Source organism: Opitutia bacterium ISCC 52 (assembly GCA_014529675.2).
Taxonomy (GTDB): Bacteria; Verrucomicrobiota; Verrucomicrobiia; order Opitutales; family UBA2995; genus UBA2995.
This window is the reverse complement of sequence record CP076040.1, coordinates 696,778-718,461: the sequence shown is the minus strand read 5'-3', so window position 1 is coordinate 718,461 and position 21,684 is coordinate 696,778. Positions and strand designations below refer to the sequence as shown.

Sequence of the window (21,684 nt, the reverse complement as noted above, 5' to 3'; positions counted from 1 at the left end):
CGATTAGGCTTCGGCCTCCACAGTTTCGGCTGCCGGTTCATAATGAAGGGTCTTCCCTTCGCAGAATGGCAGGTGTTTAAATGTGGATCCATCCAAAGCAACCCCTTCAGGTGAAAGCGCCCCAAACGATTGTCCTTCAAAGAGGCTGACTTCGTTACTTAATTCTGCCCAAACAGCTTGAACGCTGCTGAGGTCACCTGTGCCAGGCTCAAAATGATTGAGCAACTGAGAAAAAGTCTCCAGATCATCGGCAACTCCACTCAAGCCAGGAACGGCTTCCAGGAATTTTTGCAATCGGAACTGCTGATTGATAAACGTTCCGTCCTTCTCAAATACCGTCAGAGTTGGAATGACAACCGAGGCCGCTTCAGAAGTAACATGGGAGTTCGTTCCAAAATAAATGACGTCCACCTTGGCTAACTGCTCTGCTGTAATTCCGGCAGCAGTCAGTTCTTCATTATAGGCGACAACGGTATCCACATCACCCGCATCGATCCTCGAACCCAGATCAATCAGTTGCTCCTCTGGCAGAGATTCAATAAACCCAACACTCAATGCACCCCGAGTATTTGGATTGGCGTCGTTTGAGATGAGCAACTCATCTCCCTCCTGAGTATGAGCGACCAGGTAGTTAGCAACACTGCGAGTCGCGCGACTCAATCGGTTATATAAATAAAGTTCTTCAACGCTGTTCGAACCGGATCCGACGTAAGCGATTTTTTCACTTTCGAGATACTTGTGGACTTGAGAGAGACCTCCGTTTGATGAGTCCGCGCTCAAACGGTTTTCATCTTCGACCTCCTTATAAATTACACGACCACTATCGGACATCCAGGTATCGTTTACCTCGTCATTTCGACGGGGAGTGATCCGGTAAATTTTTCCTTCGCGAGAAGAGACCAGGGTATTCACACCAACACTGCTTTCGGTGCAGATGCTGGGTGTCTCCTTCAGGAACCAAACTCGCATTTTGAAACGGAAGTCGCGACTCGTAAGTGCGCCAACAGGACAGATGTCGACAGTGTTAAGCGAGTAATTGTTCTCCAGCTGTTTACCTGGATAACAGGTCAATGTGGAGTAACTCCCCCGATCGACAAATCCAAGTACGTCATCGTTAGCAACTTCCTTGGAAAAGCGGATACAGCGGGAACAAAGAACACAGCGCTCATCATCGAGCATGACCCGTGGTCCAAGAACCGTGCGTTTCGGTTTAACGACCTTCTGCTCAACAAAGCGGCTATAGCCTTTTCCGTAATCGGTGGAAAACTCCTGTAATTTACATTCACCCGCCTGATCACAGATCGGACAATCCAGAGGGTGATTGATCAGGAGAAACTCCATCACTCCCTCCCGGCATTTCTTCACCATTTCTGACTTAGTGCGAATGTGCATACCCGGGCCCGCTTTGGTGCCGCAAGCAATCGCCGGATTTGGGAAAAACATGATCTTGGGAGTACCATCCTCATTGAGCATAGGCTCACCGGTATTCCGGTCCCGACCAGGCATACCCAACTCGATGAGACACATGCGACAGTTGCCGGACACACTTAACTTCGGGTGGTAACAATAATGAGGAATCTCTTCTCCAACACTTGCTACCAGATCGACCAAGTTAGTACCTGGCTTGCACCGCACTTCTTTGTCATCAACGAAAACGCTGATCAATCCATCGTCTTTTTGGTCTTCGCTCATTTCTCAATCAGCCTTTCATCAAACGATTTCATACCACACTCGTTGGCTTGTGCCTTAGAATCAAATTCATCACGAAACTTTTCAATGTAACTTTGTACCGGCCAGGTCGTGGAGTAACCCATCGGACAAACCGTACGACCACCAATGTTTCCGGCCATATCGTAAAGCAAATCCACATCTTGTGGACGAGCCCCACCGGTGCACATGCGAGCGGTGATCTTCTTGGTCCACAGTGAGCCTTCACGACAAGGTGTACACTGACCGCAACTTTCGTGTGCGTAAAAGGCAGTGATATTGGCCAGCGCTTCGACGATGTCGGTACTGTCGTCGAGAATCATCATACCCGAGGAACCGGACATAGATCCAGCCGCAGCGATTCCGTCGTAATCGACAATGATTTCATCAAAGCTAAATGATTTTCCTTCACGGTCTGTATAAGTCTCCTCTGCACCAAGAATCTTCATAGAGCCTCCGCCGGGAATACAGCCTTTGAATTTTCGACCGGGCAATGGGCCACCGCAGACATCGTAAAGAAACTCCTTCATCGTCATCGGCTCGATCTCGTAGTAGCCGGGATTCTTAACCATGCCACTCACACACCAGATACGCGTACCCGTATTTCCATGACGCCCAATTTTGGTGTATTCTTCAACGCCCATATTCACGACGTGAACGACGTTACAAAGTGTCTCAACGTTATTAACGATGGTCGGGCACTGATAAAGACCTAGAACAGCAGGAAAGAAAGGAGGTTTGATTCTTGGATAGGGCCGCTTGCCTTCCATCGACTCAATCAATCCTGTTTCTTCGCCACAAATGTAAGCTCCCGCTCCACGGTGAACCACAATGTCGCACGAGTAACCGGAACCTAGAATATTTTCCCCTACCAAGTTTTTGGCACGAGCCTCCTCAATTGCCTTTTCCAGAATCTTGGCTCCGAGAGGCATTTCCTCGCGGATGTAAATAAAGGCCAATGCCACGTCATTCGCGAAAGCCGAGATCATCATCCCTTCGATCAACTGATGTGGGTCTTTATGCACCAGCTGGCGATCCTTGAAGGTGCCAGGCTCAGACTCATCGCAATTGCAAATCAAGTAGATGGGCTTGCCACTATTGCGGTCTACCAGGCTCCACTTGATTCCACAAGAAAATCCTGCACCACCACGTCCACGGAGACCGGAGTCCTTCACTGCTTCGCGCAGATCTTCAGGCTTTTCAGCCAAAGCTTTTTTCAGTCCTTCATAACCACCGTGTTCGAGGTAGCTATCAATGCTCGGCGAATAGTAATCCTCGTCGGCGTGTTTTAATAAAATTTTTCTTTCAACGGCTGCCATGATGTTCTCCTATTCTGAGGCGGCTCCCGCCTGAGCCCGTTTTTTAATTTCCTCAAGCATCGGCCCTACAGCCTCCGTTTGATTTAGTTTCTCATATAAATCTTCGTCCACGAGTACTACAGGTCCGGTTCCGCAAGCAGCCAGGCATTCGCCATACTCGAGCGTGACAGATCCGTCTTCCTTGGTGTGGCCCATCTTACAATCGAGGGCTTTTTCCAATTCATCCCCAAGCTTGTAAGCCCCCATCAATGCACAGGACAAAGTCCGGCACACACGAACGTGCACCGTGCCAAGTTTCTCCTGACGATAGTAAGGAAAGAAAGTGACCACCTCTAGTACGTTGATGGGCTCGATCTCCAGCTTTTCAGCGATCCATTCGATGGCTTCGTTTGAAATGTATTTTTGCTCCGACTGAACAAAGTGGAGCAAGGGCATCACGGCGCTACGTTTTTCCGGATACTTCGGAATCGTAGTTTCGATTTTTTCTAATGTTTCAGCTGATAAATTCATCGGTCACATTCCCCCATCACAAAGTCCAGGCTACCAAGAATGGCCACCACATCGGAAATCATCGCTCCGACGCATACTATTGGCAGGATACTTAAATTACAGAAAGAGGGGCCTCGAATTTTCAAACGATAAGGAACTCCTCCACCCTTCGAGTGGATAAAGAACCCTAATGCGCCTTTTGGATTCTCCGCTTCAAAGTAAACTTCCCCAGCTGGCATTTGTGGCCCTTGAGTCGTAATCATGAAGTTCTGGATCAGTTCCTCCATGCTACTCATGATCTTGTCTTTGGAAGGAGGAAATATCCGTTTTGCGTCTTCAGCGTAATAAGGACCTTCAGGCATCTTATCGATGACCTGCTTTACTATAGATACACTTTGGCGCATTTCTTCCATGCGGATAAGGTAGCGATCATAGCTATCCCCCACCGAGCCGACTGGCACATCAAAGTCGTATTTCTCGTACCCAGAATAAGGCCGGTCGATACGCAAATCGAGCGGGACACCTGATCCACGAAGATTGGGACCGGTCAATCCATAGCTGATTGCATCTTCCTTGGAGATCACACCGACATCTTTGGTTCGGTCTACGAAGATACGATTGCGCGTAAGCAACCCATCCACTTCGTCCAGAACCGGGATCAACTGATCCACAAATTGCTTCACCTCGTTCATCCAATCATCAGGAAGATCGCGAGCGACTCCACCAATACGGGTGAAACTGGTGGTTAAACGAGCTCCGGTTAATTTCTCAAAAAGCGTATAGAGCTTTTCCCGCTCAGTGAAGGTGAACATGAAGACGGTGAGAGCACCGGTATCCATCGCATAAGCTCCGAGTCCGAGCAGGTGAGCCGAGATACGAGCCAGCTCGGAGACCAGAACCCGAATCGCCTGGCAACGAGGAGGCACCTCAAGATGAGCCAACTTCTCAACCGCAATGGCATAAGCCACATTGTTCGCCAAAGGAGCCAGGTAGTCCAATCGATCCGTGTAAGGCACGAATTGATTATAGGTCATGTTCTCAGCGATCTTCTCATCACCACGGTGCAAATAACCTAAAACAGGCTCACACTTGGTTACGACTTCCCCGTCCAACTCTAATATTAAACGTAAAACTCCGTGAGTACTTGGGTGGGAAGGACCCATGCTCAGGGTCATTTTCTCAGTGTCCAGCTCCTGCTCGTAATCAGATGAGCGGCTCAACACGTCCCCAATTGAAATATCTTTAGTCGCCATCAGTCCCGTTTTGGAGATTCCTCGCTCCAGGCTTGGTCCGCTCCGCGCGGTTCATTTTTACTCATGATGCCTTTTTGGCTGCTCGCGACAAACGGTCCGCCCGACATCGGTGCGGGAATCACTGGTGTCTCTGTTTCTTCACGAACCTCTTCATCAGGTAGGTCCGTGTCATGCCCGGCCAGCGGAAACTCCTTCCGCAAAGGATGCCAAGGGTAGCTGTCCCACATCAGGATTCGGCGCATGTTCGGATGATCTTCGTAGGTCACGCCAAACATATCGTAAGCTTCACGCTCATGCCAGTCAGCCGACGCCCAAAGGTCGGAAACAGAAGGTATGCTAGGCTCCTCGTCGTTCGGAATATCAACCGCAATACGCAGATAGTCGTGGCCTGCAGTTGAAAAAAGATGATAAATCGCAGTGAACCTCGGGCTCTCTTGGTGCCAATCAATGCAGGTAGCATCCAACAGCATGTCGAAGCCTTGTTCGTCACGTAGTAGCGTAGCCAATTCTTTCCATCGATCGATCGGGCAATTCACCGCGGGGTGGTCTGCACTGTCGCGTTGGCTTAGGTAGTTATAAGAGTTTAATAGCTTGGACAGTAAATCGTCGTCCATCAGGCGGATACCAGTTGTTTGGTGGAACGTTCAGTACCAATTTTCTTTTGAAGTTTTATGAGTGCATCCAACAAAGCTTCAGGACGGGGTGGACATCCACTCACGTAAACATCGACCGGGATGATGCGATCGACACCCTGCATGGTTGCATAGGAGCGATACATGCCACCGGAGGAAGCACAGGCTCCCATCGCGATCACCCACTTTGGTTCAGCCATCTGATCATAGATACGGCGAACAGCAGGTGCCATTTTGTAAGTGACGGTTCCAGCCACGATCATGCAATCGGATTGCCGTGGCGAGAAACGCATGACCTCAGCACCAAATCGGCTGATGTCGAAACGTGAAGCTCCCACTGCCATCAACTCAATTCCACAGCAAGCAAGCCCCATCGGCATAGGCCATACGGAGTTTGAACGAACCCAGTTGATAACCGAGTCGAGGCGGCTGGTAATTACGCCTCCTTCTACTTTGGAATTGTAGGCAATTTCCTGGTCGGATTGACTCATAGTAAATAAGCGGGCTAAGTTAGTGCGGTGGTTCGAATACGATCAAGGAAAATAGCCAACTTCGTGCCAATAAAAAGCACCGTGCAAAAATTGGTCACAGATGTCCTGGTTCAAGTCCTATTCTTAGACACTTGTTACAGGTAACAGGCAGGTAAAGTTGGACGCATTTTCAAAACTGTTCTATATATAGCGTGAACCTAAGAACCCTTATGGCTAAAATATCCTCTATTTTTGTATTCGTCTCCCTGCTGAGCAGCTGTTGTTTGAGTTGGGCCAGCCAGCATTCCAGCGAACGTCCACCCAACATCCTCTTCATTGCCATCGACGATTTGAAACCCATTGGATCGGTCTTCGCCGAGGATCCCGGAAACCTACTCCAGCATATCTACCCTGATAAGGCTCTTCGTACCGAGGTGGCCAATCGAATGACCCCCAATATCCAACGACTGGCCGATGAAGGGATCACTTTAATGAATGCTTACTGCGCCGCTCCCGCCTGCAATCCCAGTCGAGCAGCACTCATGACCGGCATTCGCCCACACAAATCGGGCTTAACCACCAATTCCGGAGGCATCTTCTTCCGTGACTATGAATATGAGGCCACCCGTCCACTCGCCAACGCGATCACCATGCCTGAGCACCTGAAAGCCAATGGCTGGTATGCCGCTTCGACCGGCAAGATTTTCCATTCGGGAATGGACTACGAAAAATCGGATGGAGCCCGATCATGGACGGACTGGACCAATGTCGGAGGCAACGCCGGATCCAAAACCGCTTCCGATTGGAAAGCAGGGGGCCTCGACTGGGGACAGGAGGGCGCTGACTCAGCCACCTACCATCAGCTCAACGATTACCAAAAAGCAGACTTCATGGCACGCGTTCTGGAAAACGGCCAGGCCACCGACCAAGGGACGACTTTCAACGTTTCGACTGAGCAGCCCTTCTTCCTCGCCCTAGGCATCTTTCGACCTCACCTCCCCTTCTACGCAACCAAAGACCTCATTGATCTCTTTCCGACCGAAGAAATGAGCGTCACTCGAGAATTACTCGAGGCTTTCATTCAGGACGCGGATGATGTCCCCGAAATGGCATTTAAGTTTTCAGGCATGGCCAGAAATGAGGCCGGTGATCCAATTCTAGGGAATGATCGCTTTACAAAAGTGCTCGCCCACGGCCTGACCAAACAAGCACAAGACGGAGATCTACATGGATGGAAAGACATGCTCATGCACTATTTCGCAAGCTGTGCTATCGCCGACCGTGCGGTGGGACGCGTTCTAGACGGACTGGAAAAGAGTCCTTTCAAAGATAACACCATCGTTATTCTCTGGAGCGACCACGGCTATCACTTGGGCGAAAAACTACACGTCTCCAAGTTCGCGTTCTGGGACGACGCGGCCCAGGTCAATTTCTTCATCAAGGATCCCCGCAACCCACAATCCTTTAGTCAGCGAAGCTACCGGCCAGTAAGCCTGATCGATATTTACCCCACCGTCATGAAAGCAGCAGGGCTTGATTTACCAAGCGATCGCATCACCGGTCACGATATCACACCCTTGCTCGAGAACCCGCAGGCAGCTTGGACCATTCCAGCTCAGAGCACCTATCGAAGCGTAGACAACAACATGATCCGCATGGAAAGCCACAAGCTCATCCAATACGAAGACGGTAGCCGCGAAGTTTACGATCTAACATCCGATCCCGAAGAATTCCAAAATCTAGCAGGCAGAAGATCCTATGCCGAAACGGAGCAACTCCTGAAGCAAATGCACGACATTGCCATCCGAGAAGGAACGTATCCTGAGAACTGAATTCCCGATCTTCGTATCCGGCGGCTAACTACTTTTCAATTTTCATTGCCAAGGTTGATCCAATCTATTCTGTAGAAACTTAGCTATCTCTATAGTTTCCCGCATGGCTGCTCATTGGATTAACTATCTTACCCTGATTGGATTTGGACTACTCGCATTGGTAATAGCGTGTACGCCTTTGCTGATCGCCAAAGTATTGAGTCCTCACAAACCGAGTGAGCTCAAACAAGCCACCTACGAATGTGGACTCGAGGCATCGGGTGACGTGTGGGGAAAGTTCAAGATGCAATACTACCTCTACGCACTGGTGTTCGTCATATTCGACATTGAGGCTGTGTTCATTTACCCGTGGGCGACCGCCTTCACGAGCGTAGGATTTGGCGGATTCGTCGCCATGAGCGTTTTCATTTTAATCATGGCCGAAAGTTTGGTCTATCTCTGGCTGAAAGGATTCCTTGAGTGGAAATAACCCAATGAGCTCTGCCCAGGAAGAAGAAATAGATCTGTCCCCAGAGAGCACAGCCAAGGCGGGTGTTATCCTGTCATCCTTGGATTGGATTTACAATTGGAGCCAGAGCAACTCTGTTTGGCCACTGCAATTTGGATTGGCCTGTTGCGCCATTGAAATGATCGGAACGGCCGGATCACGCCATGATATAGCTCGCTTTGGAGCTGAAGTCTTTCGTCCATCCCCTCGCCAATCCGACCTGATGTTGGTTTCCGGCACAGTCACCAAGAAGATGGCCCCGCAGGTGGTTCGGATCTATAACCAGATGCCTGAGCCCAAGTATGTTATAGCTATGGGCGCTTGCGCCATATCCGGCGGACCTTTCAAACAAGGCTACAATGTCCTCAAAGGTATCGATCGCTACATCCCTGTGGATGTATATCTGCCGGGTTGCCCTCCTCGCCCAGAAGCTTTGCTGCATGCGTTGATGACGCTGCAAAAGAAGATCAAAAACCAAAAGACCCTCGGTAAAAACGTCACCAACCCTGCCTACAAAAAAGGCCGCCGCATCTATCCGGTGCCCGTATTGTCCGGTGATGATTTAGATCCTCCTTACAATCCCGAGGTGTGGACTCCTCCAGCGAAAAATCCAAACGTGGAGGACGGTTGCGAATGATACGCCCTTGTAAAAAGGTAGGGCGCTATCGCCGAGAGCGCCGCTCCAAAAAGTACAACGGCCCGCTCGGCGATCGGTCCCTACCCAATTCAGAAATTTCTTGTGTGGAGGACGGTTGCGAATAATGGAGATCAACCACGAGGCCATACTCACGCACTTTCCCGATTTGGAATGGGAGGAAGACACCCAAAGCCTGATCGTACCGCCTGAAAAAGCCGTCGAAGTTGTCACTTGGCTAAAAGAGCATCCCATGATGCGCCTCGATTTCCTCAGTTGCGTAAGCGGAGTGGATTATCCAGCAAAGGAAGTGAAGACCAAGGCCCGCAATGAAGAAGGCAAAATGGAAATCACCGTCACCCAACATCCTGAAAAGATGGAGGTGGTTTATCATTTGTATTCGATGGAGAAAAAAATCGGACCGCTGGTTCTGAAACAACGGATCATGTCACGAGAAAATCCAACGGTAACTTCTTTGACTCATATATATAGAGGGGCCGATCTCATGGAACGGGAAATTTTTGATCTTTTCGGCATTCATTTCACGGATCATCCGGATCTCCGACGCATCCTCATGTGGGACAATTTTGAGCACCACCCGATGAGGAAGGATTACAGGCCGCCAAACGATTACGATTACGAGCCAACCCCACACGATGACGTCATTGAGCGTGCTCAGGAGCGGGAAAAAGAACGGGAAGGTCAGGAAGCATGAGTTCCGAAACTATGCCGGCCCGCGGGTTCAATCTGAGTAAAGACGATCTCGGCGCGGATATTCTGGAAGTGGCAATGGGGCCTCATCACCCATCCACCCACGGGGTTTTCCGTATGGACCTCAAGCTGGATGGCGAAACCGTTGTCGATCTGAAACCCATTTTTGGATATCTGCACCGCAACCACGAGAAGCTCGCTGAGGATATCCCCTACCCGGGATCCATGCCTTTTACCGATCGTCTCGATTACCTTTGTGGCATGACCAACAACTGGGCCTATGCACTTTCCCTCGAGAAAATGATGGAAGTGGAAGTTCCCGAGCGAGCGGAATACATTCGTATCATTTGCGCTGAGCTGACCCGACTGGTAAATCACTGTCTGCTCATTGGATTTTTCATCAATGACCTGGGAGCTCTTGGTACCCCACTCCTTTACGCATTGCGAGAGAGAGAAAAAATACTCGACCTCTTTGAAACGCTCAGTGGTGCACGCATGATGGTAAATTACATGCGTTTTGGCGGCGTTCGCTGCGATCTGCCTGACGGCTGGCTCCAGGAATGCAAACGCATCGTCGATAAATTTCCAGCCTTCCTCGACGAGTATGAAACACTGCTCAACGAAAACGAGATCGTCATCACTCGTTCACAAAACGTCGGTGTGCTCACGGCAGAGGAAGCTACCAATTTCAGTATCACCGGTCCGATGTTACGGGCCAGCGGAGTCAATTATGACCTCCGCAAGGTAGATAAATACGGCATCTATGACCGCTTCAACTTCAAAGTTCCTATTGGAGCGCATGGCGACTGCTACGATCGTTTCATGATCCGCATGCTCGAAATGCGTGAGAGCATCAAGATCCTCAATCAGGCCATGAAAGATCTTCCAGACGGAGACATCATTGGGACAGTGCCCCGGGTTTTCAAACCCGCTGCAGGAACTGAGGTCTATGGTCGCATCGAATCCCCCAAAGGTGAGCTTGGCTTTTACCTGGTCGCCGATGGCAGCACCAATCCCTACCGCTTTAAAGTTCGCCCACCTTCTTTCATAAACCTGACCGCCTTGCGCCACATGTGCATCGGTCACAAAGTCGCTGATGCCGTGATCATCCTCGGTAGCATCGACATCGTCCTGGGAGAGGTCGACCGTTAGTACCCGCTAAACCGTAATTCGATCATGAGTTTACTAGCAAAAGGCATACTTAAGGGAATGGCCGTAACCGCCAAAAATTTCTTTCAAAGCTACTATAAGAAAGATCGCATACCTACCGTCGAATACCCTGAGGAGAAATCCACAGTAAATCAATTTACTCGCAACATCCCATTCCTGGTTTTCGACGGTGATGATCCGATTGACGGCATGCGCTGCACAGCCTGCACGCTTTGCGAGAAGGCCTGTCCACCGCAGTGTATCTATATAATAAAAGATAAGGACGAAAATGGTAAACCAATCAAGCGACCTGCCGTCTTTGATATCGATTCATCGGTATGCATGAGTTGTCAGCTGTGTGTGGAAGTTTGCCCATTTGAATCCATACGGATGGACAGCGAGTTCGAGCTATCTAACGAGAACCGGTTTGAAGGACTGCTCCTGAATCGTGACGATTTGCTCCGGTCCAACGAGTACTACCACGACATTCATCCACTGGAAGCCCAGGAAACCGACGACCGGATCGTAGCCAAGGAAGCCGAAGCCGCGGCCAAGAAAAAGGCACGCGAAGAAAAAGCCCGCGCTGCAGCCGAAGCAAAGAAGGCAGCTGCTGCCAAGAAAGCGGCTGAAGAAGCAGCGGCCGAGGAGGCTGCACCAGCAACTGAAAACAAAGCAGAGGAGTCACAGGCACCCAAAGCGGAAGCCACTCCAACCGGAACCGCACCCGCAGCTGAGAGCCCAGAGGAACCAGAAGCGAAGCAAGCAGAGGCAGCTCCAGAAAAGCCAGCTGAAGACAACTCCGAGAAAAAAGAATGATTTTCAAACTTCACATCGACAAGGTAGGGACCAATCGCCGAGCGGTCCGTTGTACGTCTCTGAGCGGACCGCTCGGCGATCGCGCCCTACCTCTTTGTGCTTTCTAAGAATTTAGCATGAACAACTTTATCGACCACAAAATCATTGAACTCGGCCATTGGGTGATCGGCTTCTTTGAGGAATATCCGGGCCTGAAGCTCGTGGTCCAGATACTGTTGTACACGTTGCCACTCATGCTGTCCTTCATGGGGGCCTTCGCCTTCTCCACTTGGTTGGAACGTAAAGGGCTTGCGCGAATTCAAAACCGACCTGGTCCCAATCGCGTCGGTATCTTTGGATTACTGCAACCCATGGCGGATGGGATAAAGATGCTTCTGAAAGAGGACATCGTCCCAGAAGAGTCGGATAAATTATTTCATCTCCTGGCCCCAGTCATGTTGATGGTCCCTGCCATGATCGCGATTGGTTTCCTTCCTGTTGGAGACGGCCTAAATGCTCTGCCATTGGATTCCGCGATTCTCTTTTTCTTTGCCATAGGATCGATGAATACCATTGCCGTCTTCATGGCGGGTTGGTCATCGCGCAATAAGTATTCTCTGCTTGGAGGCATGCGGGCCGTTGCCCAAATGATCAGCTATGAAATCCCGTTGGTCTTATCAGCCGTAACGGTGATTATGATTGCTGGTTCTTTGAACGGGCAGGTCATTGTCGCCTCCCAACAAATATCTGGTTGGGTCGGCAGTGGCGACGTGGTTAAAGAATTTTTCGGACAGATCCTTGGCTGGCACATCTTTAAGCCCTGGGGATTCGCAGGCTTCATCTTCTTTTTCGTAGCCGCACTCGCCGAAGCCAATCGCTCACCCTTCGACTTACCTGAAGCTGACTCCGAAATCATTGCCGGTCACCTAACCGAGTATTCAGGATTCAAATACGCCATTTTCTTTATCGCTGAGTATATCAGCGCCTTCGCTATCGCGGGCATCGCGGTTACGCTTTTCCTCGGTGGATGGAGTGGCCCTATTCTGTCAGGCCTCCCCTGGTTTGTCATCAAACTCTTCAGCTTGTTTGCCGTGATGATCTGGATTCGTGGAACGCTACCAAGGCTTCGTGTGGATCAATTGATGGCATACGCCTGGAAGTTTCTCATGCCACTAGCGATTCTCAATATTTTCGTGGCAGGTTTTTATTATTTCGCCGAACAACAATGGGGCACTTGGGTTGCGCTCATTGGTGGATGGATATTTGGTTTTGGAGCATTGCAACTGGCAGCCAAAGGACTAAGCCGTCTTAACAAATCACCTCTGCTCAAAGGGAAGCGGGTCTACCAGTACGCCGAATGAGCATTGCATTTTTCATATTAGCTGCTGTGGCCGTTCTCGGAGGAGTTCTGGCGATTACTCTGCGCAATGTGATTCATGCGGTCTTCTCGGTATTGCTCTTTTTCTCTGCCATCGCGGGACTCTTTTTACTATTAGTGGCTGAGTTTATCGCAGCCGTTCAGATTCTGGTCTATATCGGCTCGGTGGGTATTCTGATGCTTTTCGCCATCATGCTCACGACCAAGGTCATGGGCGATCCGACCCGCACGGTCCGCTCACGAGGTTGGGTTTGGGGCGGAGTCGCTGTAGCAGCCCTATTATTTGGCGTGCTTATTCCTCTGATCACACGCGCCGGAAACACGACCCAATCAACACTCTCAAATTTCAATCCCTCCGTTAAAGAACTCGGACTCGTCATGATGGATCCTTACTTTGCCTCCGTCGGCGTCATCGCACTCCTGCTTACCGCAGGTCTTGTGGGTGCCGTGGTCGCAGCCAGTAGTGCAAGCGAAAGAACGGACAGTTAAACCTACTATTTTAATAAACTCACTTGGAACTCACGCTTAATCATTTCCTGATCCTCTCAGCCATTCTCTTTTCGATTGGCTTGGTGGGTGCGCTTACGCGCCGGCATATCATCATCATGTTGATCTGCCTGGAAATTATGCTGAACGCGGCCAACTTGAATCTGATTGCGTTCTGGCACTTCAGTCCGAATCCGGAGCTGATGCACGGACCGCTGTTTACCTTATTTACCATTGCAATCGCAGCGACTGAAGCCGCGCTCGGGCTTGCACTGGTTCTCGCCATTTTCCGTCACTATCAAACCATCGACCTGGAGCAAATTCAGGGCCTCAAAGAATGAACCTGTTCGACTTCTCAGATTCTGTAGGCTGGCTGATGTGGATACCGATTTGTCCACTGATCGCTGGGGTCGTACTGGCTCTACTCAAACCGTCGGGCAAGGTGTCGGCCTTGGTGGCAATCGCCGCTCTTACCGTTTCCTTAGGGTTCTCCTTGAAAGCGTTCGCCGGCACCTGGGGTCATGAGGCTCACACCCTCACACACAATTTCACCTGGATGCAAATTGCAGGCGTCGACTTAGAGTTCGGCGTCGTTCTCAACTCTCTGACCGGTTCGATGCTGGCCATGGTGAGCTTCATTGGCCTCCTGATATTTATCTATTCGGCCAGCTACATGAGCCATGACGAGCGCATGGGTCGCTTCTTCTGCTACCTGTCGATATTCATGGTGGGTATGCTTGGCCTGGTAGTGGCCAATAGTGTGCTGATGCTCTTTATGTTCTGGGAGATAGTAGGACTCGCCTCCTACCTGCTCATCGGATTCTGGTTCCATAAACCGTCCGCTGCAGCCGCAGCCAAAAAGGCTTTTATTACTACCAGGATCGGCGACCTAGGTTTTCTCATTGGCCTGCTTTGGGCCTTTAAAGCGACAGGTACCTTTCTCTTTTTTGATGGGGGTGCCGGCATTTTGGAAAGCGGCACGATTGCAGCACTTGCCAGTAACGCCAACGTGCTTTGGGGCCTCAATGGCGCCGGAGTCATCGCGGTCTTTCTATTTATCGGAGCGGTTGGCAAATCCGGTCAGCTTCCACTGCATGTATGGTTGCCCGATGCAATGGAAGGTCCCACTCCCGTCTCTGCACTCATCCATGCTGCCACCATGGTTGCGGCTGGTGTATTTTTGGTGGCTCGGGCTTTTCCACTTTTCCTGGCCGATACAGCGGCACTTGAAATCGTAATCTGGATCGGCGCACTTACGGCCCTGTTTGCGGCCCTCATTGCCATCGCTCAATACGATATCAAACGTATCCTCGCCTACTCCACCGTGAGTCAGCTGGGTTTGATGATGGTTGGTCTGGGAGCTGGGGGACTTGCCATTCAAGAAGGTGGCGTATCCATCGGTATGTTCCACTTGTTGACTCATGCATTTTTTAAAGCGCTCCTCTTCCTGGGCGCGGGTTCAATCATCCACGGCTGTGGTGACGAACAGGACATCCGCCTCATGGGGGGCGTGTTCAGCAAAATGAAGATTTCCAGCCTAGCATACCTAGCCGGAACGATCGCCCTGTGTGCATTTCCATTCACCAGCGGTTACTTCAGTAAGGACCAAATTTTACTCAGTGCCTGGACAGCCAATAAAACTGTTTTCTGGATCAGCGCGTTTGCATCCCTGCTCACTGCCTTTTATATGACACGTCAGTGCTGTTATGTTTTCCTGGGGAAATACCGAGGTGAAGGACATGTGCACGAGAGTCCTCCTTTAATGACGGTGCCACTCGTCATCCTGGCGGTGTTTGCATTGCTACTGGGTTACGTGAGCGAACATTTCTACCATGTTCTGGATTACCTGTCCGGCGTGCATGTGCATCAGCACAACTCCACCGTTGTCATCATCAGCTGGATCATCGCACTCGGTGGCATCGGCCTCGGCCTGCTGGTCTACACTCGCGCGAAAATGGGTATCGACGATGTGGATCCGGTAAAGCGAATCATGGCCACACCCTACGGTTGGTTGGAGAATCGACTTTATGCGGATGAGCTTTACCAACTCACCGCTTTCAAATTGTGGGGCGCATTAGCCAAAGCAATTTCAGCGATCGAAGGATTGATTTACATCATAGTGGTCGCCGCAACCACGATCGTTTCGATGATCGGGCAGTTATTTTCTGGTACGATCGATAAGAAACTCATTGATCAGGTCTCGTTCGATGGCACCTGCAAACGCATTTACGAAAGCAGCCAGATTAACGCCTTTATACAGAATGGTTTTCTTCAAGGTTACCTACGAATTGCCACCGCCGGCGCCGTGGTGATTGGAATTCTCTTCCTACTACTTGCCCGATGATTACCGCGATTACATTCATACCGGTTCTTGCAGCCCTGGCGATATTGCTTCTGCCAGGCGCTGGCCGCGCGAGTAAGCCCATCGCTTTGGTTGGTAGTCTGATTTCCAGTCTCCTGGCGATCTACGTAGTCATCGGTTTCAATCTAGAGGAAGGTCTGCAATTCGTTGAGAAGTATGCGTGGATTCCCTCCATTGGTGTAGATTACTATGTGGGTATCGATGGGCTGAATGCATTGCTGATTCTACTCGTCGCCATTTTGTCGCCCATCATCGTGTTGGCATCCTGGAAGATCGAAGAAAAGACAAACACCTACTTCAGCCTGCTCCTCATTCAGTTCACCGCACTCTACGGAGCATTCACAGCACTGAACTTTTTCCATTGGTTTATTTTCTGGGAAGCCGCTCTGGTCCCTGCCTTTTTCCTCATCAAACTTTACGGAGGAAATGGACGTCACAAAGCAGCGATTAGTTTCTTCATTTTCACCGTGCTCGGTTCAGTCGCCATGCTCCTAGGCATGCTCTTCCTCTACCTGAAAACAGGAAGTTTTGACTTCCTCCAGCTAAGTCAACTTGCCGCGGATGGAGTGGTAAGCAGCAAATTGGGCGACTGGTATGGCTGGATCTTCCTGGCCGTCATGCTCGGACTCTGGGTAAAAGTTCCACTCTTCCCACTTCACTCATGGCAGGCACCCGCCTATGCGGAAGCCCCCGTTCCGGTCAGCATGGTGCTGACCGGCGTCATGTCAAAGATGGGCGTCTATGGTTTCCTGAGACTGGTAGTCCCTATCTTCCCGGAAGGCATTCAGGAGCACTCCGACACCTTACTGAATGTGGCGCTCATCACAATTATCTGGGGTGCTTTCCTGGCTTTGAGACAAAGCGACATCAAAAAGGTGTTGGCCTACTCATCGCTCAACCACGTGGCCTACTGCATGTTTGCTATCTTCGCAGCAGGAGCGGCAAGCGAGATCGACAAGATCAATGCTCCAGCCATTGCCATGCAAGGAGCTATGCTCCAGATGTTTGCCCATGGTGTCGGAGCAGCAGGCTTATTCTATATAGCTGGTAAACTTGAAGACGTGGGCGGCTCACGAGACATTCACGGTTTTGGCGGACTCGGCGCCATCATGCCAAGGTATGCATTTGTATTCGGCTTCCTGGTGTTCTCCTCATTGGGACTTCCATTCCTCGCAGGGTTCGCCGCGGAGATTCTTATCTTCTCCGGTGCCTTCGCACTCGCACCGATCCATACTGCGATCGCTCTGCTCGCTTTGTTAGCCACCGCAATTTTCCTTCTGACGATCATTCAAAGGATCTTCACCGGTCAGGCTCACGATACCCATGGAGAGTTGAAAGACATCTCCATCAAGGAAGTCATGGTCATTTCTCCACTGCTCGTATTGACAGTGTGTATCGGAGTTTACCCAACGACCTGGCTCAACTTGAGTAACCGTTTTATTGAAACCCTCAGCACCTTACTCGCCGGCTAGATGATCGCTTTTCTTACAGTCATTATCAGCTTCCTCGGTGCCGCGGTGATCGGGTTTATACCGGCAAAGAACAATAAGCTGATCCGAAACCTGGCATTGCTCACAGCAGTGTCTACCTTTGGCGCGGCCGTTGTCTGTTACTTCCAATACCTCAATGCCGGATCGGCAGTTTTCCAACAAGTCATCGACCTGGACTGGATACCGGCCATTGGTGCGAAATTTAAAATCGGGGTCGATGGACTCAGTATCAGCTTGCTCATTCTGACCGGACTGATCGCCATTTGCGGAGTACTCTTTTCCTGGGAATTAAAGGACAGACCTAACCAATTCTACGCTTACTATTTTGCGCTGATCGGCGGGGTGTTTGGCGTTTTTCTGTCACTCGATCTGTTCCTCCTCTTTGTCTTCTACGAAATAGCTATCGTCCCCAAGTACTTTATCATCGCGATCTGGGGAAGCGGAAAGAAGACCTACGCTGCGATGAAGCTGGTGCTGTATTCCTTTGTCGGATCAGCCGTTGCTTTGCTGGGACTGATTGCCCTCTACTTTGGCTCAGGGCTAAATACCTTTGATCTGATAGAACTCATGGCTGAAGGAGACTTCTCCACGCAGTTTCAAGTCGTTGTATTTCCCATCCTGTTTATTGGGTTTGGCATATTGGCCGGCATGTGGCCATTCCACACCTGGGCTCCCACTGGTCACGTTGCGGCACCCACTGCAGCTTCCATGCTGTTGGCCGGCGTTGTGATGAAACTGGGGGCTTACGGATGCCTCCGTGTTGCGATCGGTCTGCTACCAGAAGGAGCCATTTATTGGGCACATGCCATCGGTTGGATTGCAGTCATCAACATCGTCTATGGCGCATTGATTGCCTTGGTGCAGAAAGATTTTAAATACGTCATTGGTTACTCGAGTGTAAGTCACATGGGCTTTGTCCTACTGGGACTGGCGACGTTAAATGAAGTCGGCCTGATGGGTGCATCTTTACAAATGTTCTCTCACGGCATCATTGGAGCCCTGCTCTTCGCCATCGTCGGTACGGTCATTTACTCGCGCACTCATACCAGACAGCTGGATCAATTTCACAACTTGATGCAGCGCATGCCGGGCATCTGTTGGGTGTTCATCGTGGCAGGATTGGCCTCCATGGGCTTACCTGGATTTAGTGGTTTTGTTTCCGAACTACACGTTCTTATCGGCACGTGGCATCAAGGACAGTTCTCTATCTGGATCATCATCTTGGCTGGATTCGGCATACTTGCCACTTTCACTTATACCTTGGTCAAGATTCACGAAGCCTTTTTCAGGTCATCGCCATCAAACAACCCGAATGAAGTTTACGCGCCGATGACCGTCGCCGAACGAGCGGGTTGTGGCATCCTATTGTTATTTGCCGTAGCGATCGGCATCTACCCCAATTTATTAACCGCCATCCTCGAACCGAGCTTGGCTCCGATCCTGGAGGCCCTAGCCACCGCCGCCAAATAAGTATCTGAGATGAGCTATTCAGAACTATTTTTCGCCGCCCTACCGGACTTGATCGTTGTCCTCGGCATGTTCCTGGCACTCGGCTATGACTACACCAAGTTTAAAGACAAGGATCTGACGACCCGCGCCAATAAGGCCGCGACACTTTCTTCGATTGCACTCCTGCTCGGACTGGCTGGAGTCATTTGGCAATACTGCTGCGCGACTGAAGCACCGACCAATTGGGACGGGCAACTCGTGCTGACGCCACTCACACTGGGTTTCAAAGCATTGGTTTTCGTTTTGGCTTTGTTTGTCATCCAGTTTTCCAAACCCCAAGTCCCCAACCAACATGTCAGTGAGTATTTTGGACTGATCCTACTGAGTACGCTTGGTATGGGTTTTGTCATTACAGCTCAGAACCTGATCATGTTCTTTGTGGCTCTCGAACTGATCTCGCTGAGCCTATACGGACTCACTGCCTTTCAAAACAAAAAAGATTTTTCGGTCGAAGCGGGTGTTAAGTATTTTGCCATTGGAGGAGTTTCATCCGCCTTTCTTCTTTATGGCCTGAGCTATCTTTACGGAGCAACGCACGCCTTAAACTTTGCCGACATCACAGCAGCCCTTCAATCAGGGCAAGCACCGGCCAGCTATCTATTGATCGCTGCGACGGGAATTGTGGTCGGCCTTGGTTTTAAAATCGCTGCCGCCCCATTTCACCTGTGGGCACCCGATACGTATCAGTGCGCACCCGTTCCTGTTGCCGCCTGGATCGCTACCGGATCAAAGATCGCCAGCTTCTTTGTCCTCATTCAATTGTTTGGTCCGTTATTGGAGCACTCAATCCATCGAGAAACTCTGATCACCAGTCTGGTTGTGATTTCGGTTATTAGTATGGTGCTAGGAAATATCGGAGCTCTCCGGCAGACCTGCGTCAAGCGACTACTCGCCTATTCCAGTGTAGCTCACGCAGGTTACATCCTTATCGGCCTACTCAGTGCGAACAAGGAAGGTTACGTTTCCATCCTATTTTATACCATCATTTATTCCTGCGCGACCCTCGGAGCATTTACCATTATCGGCATCATCAACGATCGACTGGGTCGTGAAGCTAACATCGATGATTTCAATGGATGCTGGAAACAGAATCCACGACTGAGTCTGTTGTTCATGATTTTTATCCTGTCGCTGGCAGGAATTCCTCCATTGTCCGGCTTCTTTGGAAAGCTCTATCTCTTTATGGCTGCAATAGGATCGCAACCAGAGATCACAACCTGGAACGAAGGATTCTACTGGCTCATCTCAGTCGCACTCATGATGTCTGCGGTGTCACTTTTTTACTACGTCAAAGTGTTGAAGGCCTTCCTCGTATCGAATGACAACCCTACGCTTTCCTCCATTCAAGTGGGTAAGCTGGAAGGCCTTGGCCTGATCGTGTTAGCTGTTCTAACCGTTGGTCTGGGAATATATCCCACAGGATTGGTCGAATTTATTGCGAGTTATTTGTAGGAGCAAACGGTATTTCGCTTGGCTGTCGGCTAAAGCCTTGGTATTTCCCGACCTGCACCTATATCTACGTTTGAGTCGCGAACAAGTTTGCTCCTACAGATGAGTTAGGATCGTAGACAGGAAGTAGGAAGTTAATATTCAAATGACTAGCAGCTTGTTCACCTAACTCCCCGCAGAAGACGCTGCCACTGAAGCAATGATCGCGACCGTAATCGCGGCCTCAAGCCCTGAGATGGCGGAGGAAATAGCGGAACCGATCGCGTCATCTTTCTTGAGATCGGCGATGAGTTTTTTGGCGCCTTTTGCCTTGCCCTTGGGAAACACCACGTTTTCGAGCTTCGCCGTACCGATAAGAGTAAGCAAACCGTCAATGGACGGGCTAACCAGCTTTCCTTTTTCGTCGTCCATTGCCAAGAGGAGTAGTTCCTCAGAAATTGAGAGTTTAGCGTCTACCATATTACCCTAATAAACCACTGGACATAGAAATTATTCAACTCTCTCTTTTCTGAGTTGAAAGTAGAGCATAAATGGAACCGCAAAAGCCATACTCCCGAGTATGGAAAATACGATAAACAGCAACCACCCCGGTCGTTTCCAACCAAGCTTCGCAATCAGAAACGCGAAAAGAAACATCAACAGAAAGGCTTCTGCTATAAATACCAAACCCACGACTAACTCTACGATGAAAACTGATGAACGAGGAAATTGATCAGCTTCAGAAGATTTTAGACACCGTAATTGAGTTTTTTGTAAACTACAGCTTCCAGATTATAGGTGGCATAATAATTCTCATTGTAGGATTCATCATCGGTGGAATGCTCGGCCGTGTTGTCACCAAGATCTGCAAAAAGAGAAACATAGATGTTACTCTAGAACGGTTCTTTGCCGGCGTTACGAAACTTCTCGTTGTCGTCATATTCATGGTCATCGCCCTCAATAAACTGGGGATAGAAATCGCCCCTTTTGTAGCCCTCTTAGGAGCCAGTGCCTTGGGTTTAAGTTTGGCTGTTCAAGGCCCTATTTCAAAATACGGAGCGGGTATTGTTCTCATCATCACAAGACCCTTCACCGTAAATGACACCCTGACGGTTCTGGATGAGCGCGGCGCTGTCACCGGCTTGGCTGATGGCATACATTTAGGATACACTCAGCTGAAGGCAGAAGACGGAGAGTTAATAACCATCCCCAATCGTCGCGTTCTAGGTGAGATCCTCAGCAACTCCTACGAATGTCGCGTTGCAGAAGGCGTAGTCGGAATTGAATACGAAGCAGATCCAGAAGTCGCTATCCAGGCCGTACAAAAAGCACTGTCTGAAACAGAGGGCATCAATCAGGAAAACGAGCCCGAAGTAGGCATTGAAGAATTTGCCGATTCTTCTATCAACATTGGCTACCGCTATTGGGTGCCTAAAACGATTACCACAAGGCTATTTATAGAGCTAACCTCGCCGTATTCAAAGAGCTAAAGGCTGCCAATATTGGCATCCCTTTCCCACAACGCGACGTGCGTATCGTCAGGGAAAGTTAAT

Annotated in this window: 20 protein-coding genes and 1 pseudogene; 14 read left to right on the top strand and 7 right to left on the bottom strand. The window is 50.1% G+C overall.

Features of this window, described 5'->3' with window-relative positions:
- Positions 1 to 3: 3 nt before the first annotated feature.
- From GA003_03085 to nuoB (GA003_03060), 6 genes are read right to left on the bottom strand one after another with little or no spacing between them, the layout of a single operon-like run.
- On the bottom strand, positions 4 to 1,692 hold the full coding sequence (locus GA003_03085; protein QXD28979.1) for a (2Fe-2S)-binding protein: 1,689 nt from the start codon (positions 1,690 to 1,692) through the stop codon (positions 4 to 6).
- Complete coding sequence (nuoF, locus tag GA003_03080; protein QXD28978.1) at positions 1,689 to 3,026, bottom strand: NADH-quinone oxidoreductase subunit NuoF; 1,338 nt, start codon at positions 3,024 to 3,026, stop codon at positions 1,689 to 1,691. The genes GA003_03085 and nuoF overlap by 4 nt, the downstream gene beginning before the upstream one ends.
- A 9-nt stretch (positions 3,027 to 3,035) precedes the next feature.
- Entirely contained in the window at positions 3,036 to 3,536 is a 501-nt protein-coding gene (gene nuoE / locus GA003_03075; protein ID QXD28977.1) for an NADH-quinone oxidoreductase subunit NuoE, read from the bottom strand.
- Entirely contained in the window at positions 3,533 to 4,768 is a 1,236-nt protein-coding gene (nuoD, locus tag GA003_03070) for an NADH dehydrogenase (quinone) subunit D (protein QXD28976.1), read from the bottom strand. The genes nuoE and nuoD overlap by 4 nt, the downstream gene beginning before the upstream one ends.
- Positions 4,768 to 5,382, bottom strand: a complete 615-nt coding sequence (locus tag GA003_03065) for an NADH-quinone oxidoreductase subunit C (GenBank protein QXD28975.1) — start codon at positions 5,380 to 5,382, stop codon at positions 4,768 to 4,770. The genes nuoD and GA003_03065 overlap by 1 nt, the downstream gene beginning before the upstream one ends.
- Positions 5,382 to 5,891, bottom strand: coding sequence for an NADH-quinone oxidoreductase subunit NuoB (gene nuoB, locus GA003_03060; GenBank protein ID QXD28974.1), 510 nt, complete (start codon positions 5,889 to 5,891; stop codon positions 5,382 to 5,384). The genes GA003_03065 and nuoB (GA003_03060) overlap by 1 nt, the downstream gene beginning before the upstream one ends.
- A gap of 209 nt (positions 5,892 to 6,100) precedes the next feature.
- On the opposite strand from nuoB (GA003_03060), the gene GA003_03055 reads away from it, so the two are divergent.
- The 13 genes from GA003_03055 to GA003_02995 all read left to right on the top strand — a co-directional run bounded on the left by GA003_03055 (position 6,101) and on the right by GA003_02995 (position 20,155).
- Positions 6,101 to 7,702: a sulfatase gene (locus GA003_03055; GenBank protein ID QXD28973.1), complete on the top strand. Its 1,602-nt coding sequence runs from the start codon at positions 6,101 to 6,103 to the stop codon at positions 7,700 to 7,702.
- 103 nt (positions 7,703 to 7,805) lie between these two features.
- Positions 7,806 to 8,171: an NADH-quinone oxidoreductase subunit A gene (locus GA003_03050; GenBank protein QXD28972.1), complete on the top strand. Its 366-nt coding sequence runs from the start codon at positions 7,806 to 7,808 to the stop codon at positions 8,169 to 8,171.
- Between the two features lie 4 nt (positions 8,172 to 8,175).
- Positions 8,176 to 8,826 carry an NADH-quinone oxidoreductase subunit NuoB gene (gene nuoB, locus GA003_03045; GenBank protein QXD28971.1) on the top strand — a complete coding sequence of 217 codons (651 nt, stop codon included), beginning with the start codon at positions 8,176 to 8,178 and terminating at the stop codon, positions 8,824 to 8,826.
- A gap of 124 nt (positions 8,827 to 8,950) precedes the next feature.
- Complete coding sequence (locus GA003_03040) at positions 8,951 to 9,538, top strand: NADH-quinone oxidoreductase subunit C (protein QXD28970.1); 588 nt, start codon at positions 8,951 to 8,953, stop codon at positions 9,536 to 9,538.
- A gap of 11 nt (positions 9,539 to 9,549) precedes the next feature.
- Positions 9,550 to 10,686 (top strand): NADH-quinone oxidoreductase subunit D, encoded by a 1,137-nt coding sequence (locus GA003_03035; GenBank protein ID QXD30326.1) that lies wholly within the window; start codon positions 9,550 to 9,552, stop codon positions 10,684 to 10,686.
- Between the two features lie 24 nt (positions 10,687 to 10,710).
- On the top strand, positions 10,711 to 11,499 hold the full coding sequence (locus GA003_03030) for a 4Fe-4S dicluster domain-containing protein (GenBank protein QXD28969.1): 789 nt from the start codon (positions 10,711 to 10,713) through the stop codon (positions 11,497 to 11,499).
- 116 nt (positions 11,500 to 11,615) lie between these two features.
- Positions 11,616 to 12,839, top strand: a complete 1,224-nt coding sequence (gene nuoH / locus GA003_03025; protein QXD28968.1) for an NADH-quinone oxidoreductase subunit NuoH — start codon at positions 11,616 to 11,618, stop codon at positions 12,837 to 12,839.
- Positions 12,836 to 13,345: an NADH-quinone oxidoreductase subunit J gene (locus GA003_03020; protein QXD28967.1), complete on the top strand. Its 510-nt coding sequence runs from the start codon at positions 12,836 to 12,838 to the stop codon at positions 13,343 to 13,345. The genes nuoH and GA003_03020 overlap by 4 nt, the downstream gene beginning before the upstream one ends.
- Before the next feature lie 23 nt (positions 13,346 to 13,368).
- A complete protein-coding gene (gene nuoK / locus GA003_03015; protein ID QXD28966.1) occupies positions 13,369 to 13,683 on the top strand; it encodes an NADH-quinone oxidoreductase subunit NuoK in 315 nt (104 codons plus the stop codon).
- A 35-nt stretch (positions 13,684 to 13,718) separates the two neighbouring features.
- A complete protein-coding gene (gene nuoL, locus GA003_03010) occupies positions 13,719 to 15,686 on the top strand; it encodes an NADH-quinone oxidoreductase subunit L (GenBank protein QXD30325.1) in 1,968 nt (655 codons plus the stop codon).
- Complete coding sequence (locus GA003_03005) at positions 15,683 to 17,176, top strand: NADH-quinone oxidoreductase subunit M (protein QXD28965.1); 1,494 nt, start codon at positions 15,683 to 15,685, stop codon at positions 17,174 to 17,176. The genes nuoL and GA003_03005 overlap by 4 nt, the downstream gene beginning before the upstream one ends.
- Complete coding sequence (locus GA003_03000; GenBank protein ID QXD28964.1) at positions 17,177 to 18,664, top strand: NADH-quinone oxidoreductase subunit M; 1,488 nt, start codon at positions 17,177 to 17,179, stop codon at positions 18,662 to 18,664.
- Positions 18,665 to 18,673: 9 nt separating this feature from the next.
- Positions 18,674 to 20,155, top strand: coding sequence for an NADH-quinone oxidoreductase subunit N (locus GA003_02995; protein ID QXD28963.1), 1,482 nt, complete (start codon positions 18,674 to 18,676; stop codon positions 20,153 to 20,155).
- A gap of 162 nt (positions 20,156 to 20,317) precedes the next feature.
- On the opposite strand, the gene GA003_02990 is transcribed toward GA003_02995, so the two are convergent.
- Positions 20,318 to 20,563, bottom strand: coding sequence for a hypothetical protein (locus GA003_02990; protein ID QXD28962.1), 246 nt, complete (start codon positions 20,561 to 20,563; stop codon positions 20,318 to 20,320).
- A 284-nt stretch (positions 20,564 to 20,847) separates the two neighbouring features.
- Between GA003_02990 and GA003_02985 the strand changes: the two are divergent.
- Positions 20,848 to 21,683 (top strand): annotated as a pseudogene (locus GA003_02985) (mechanosensitive ion channel family protein).
- Position 21,684 lies beyond the last annotated feature (1 nt).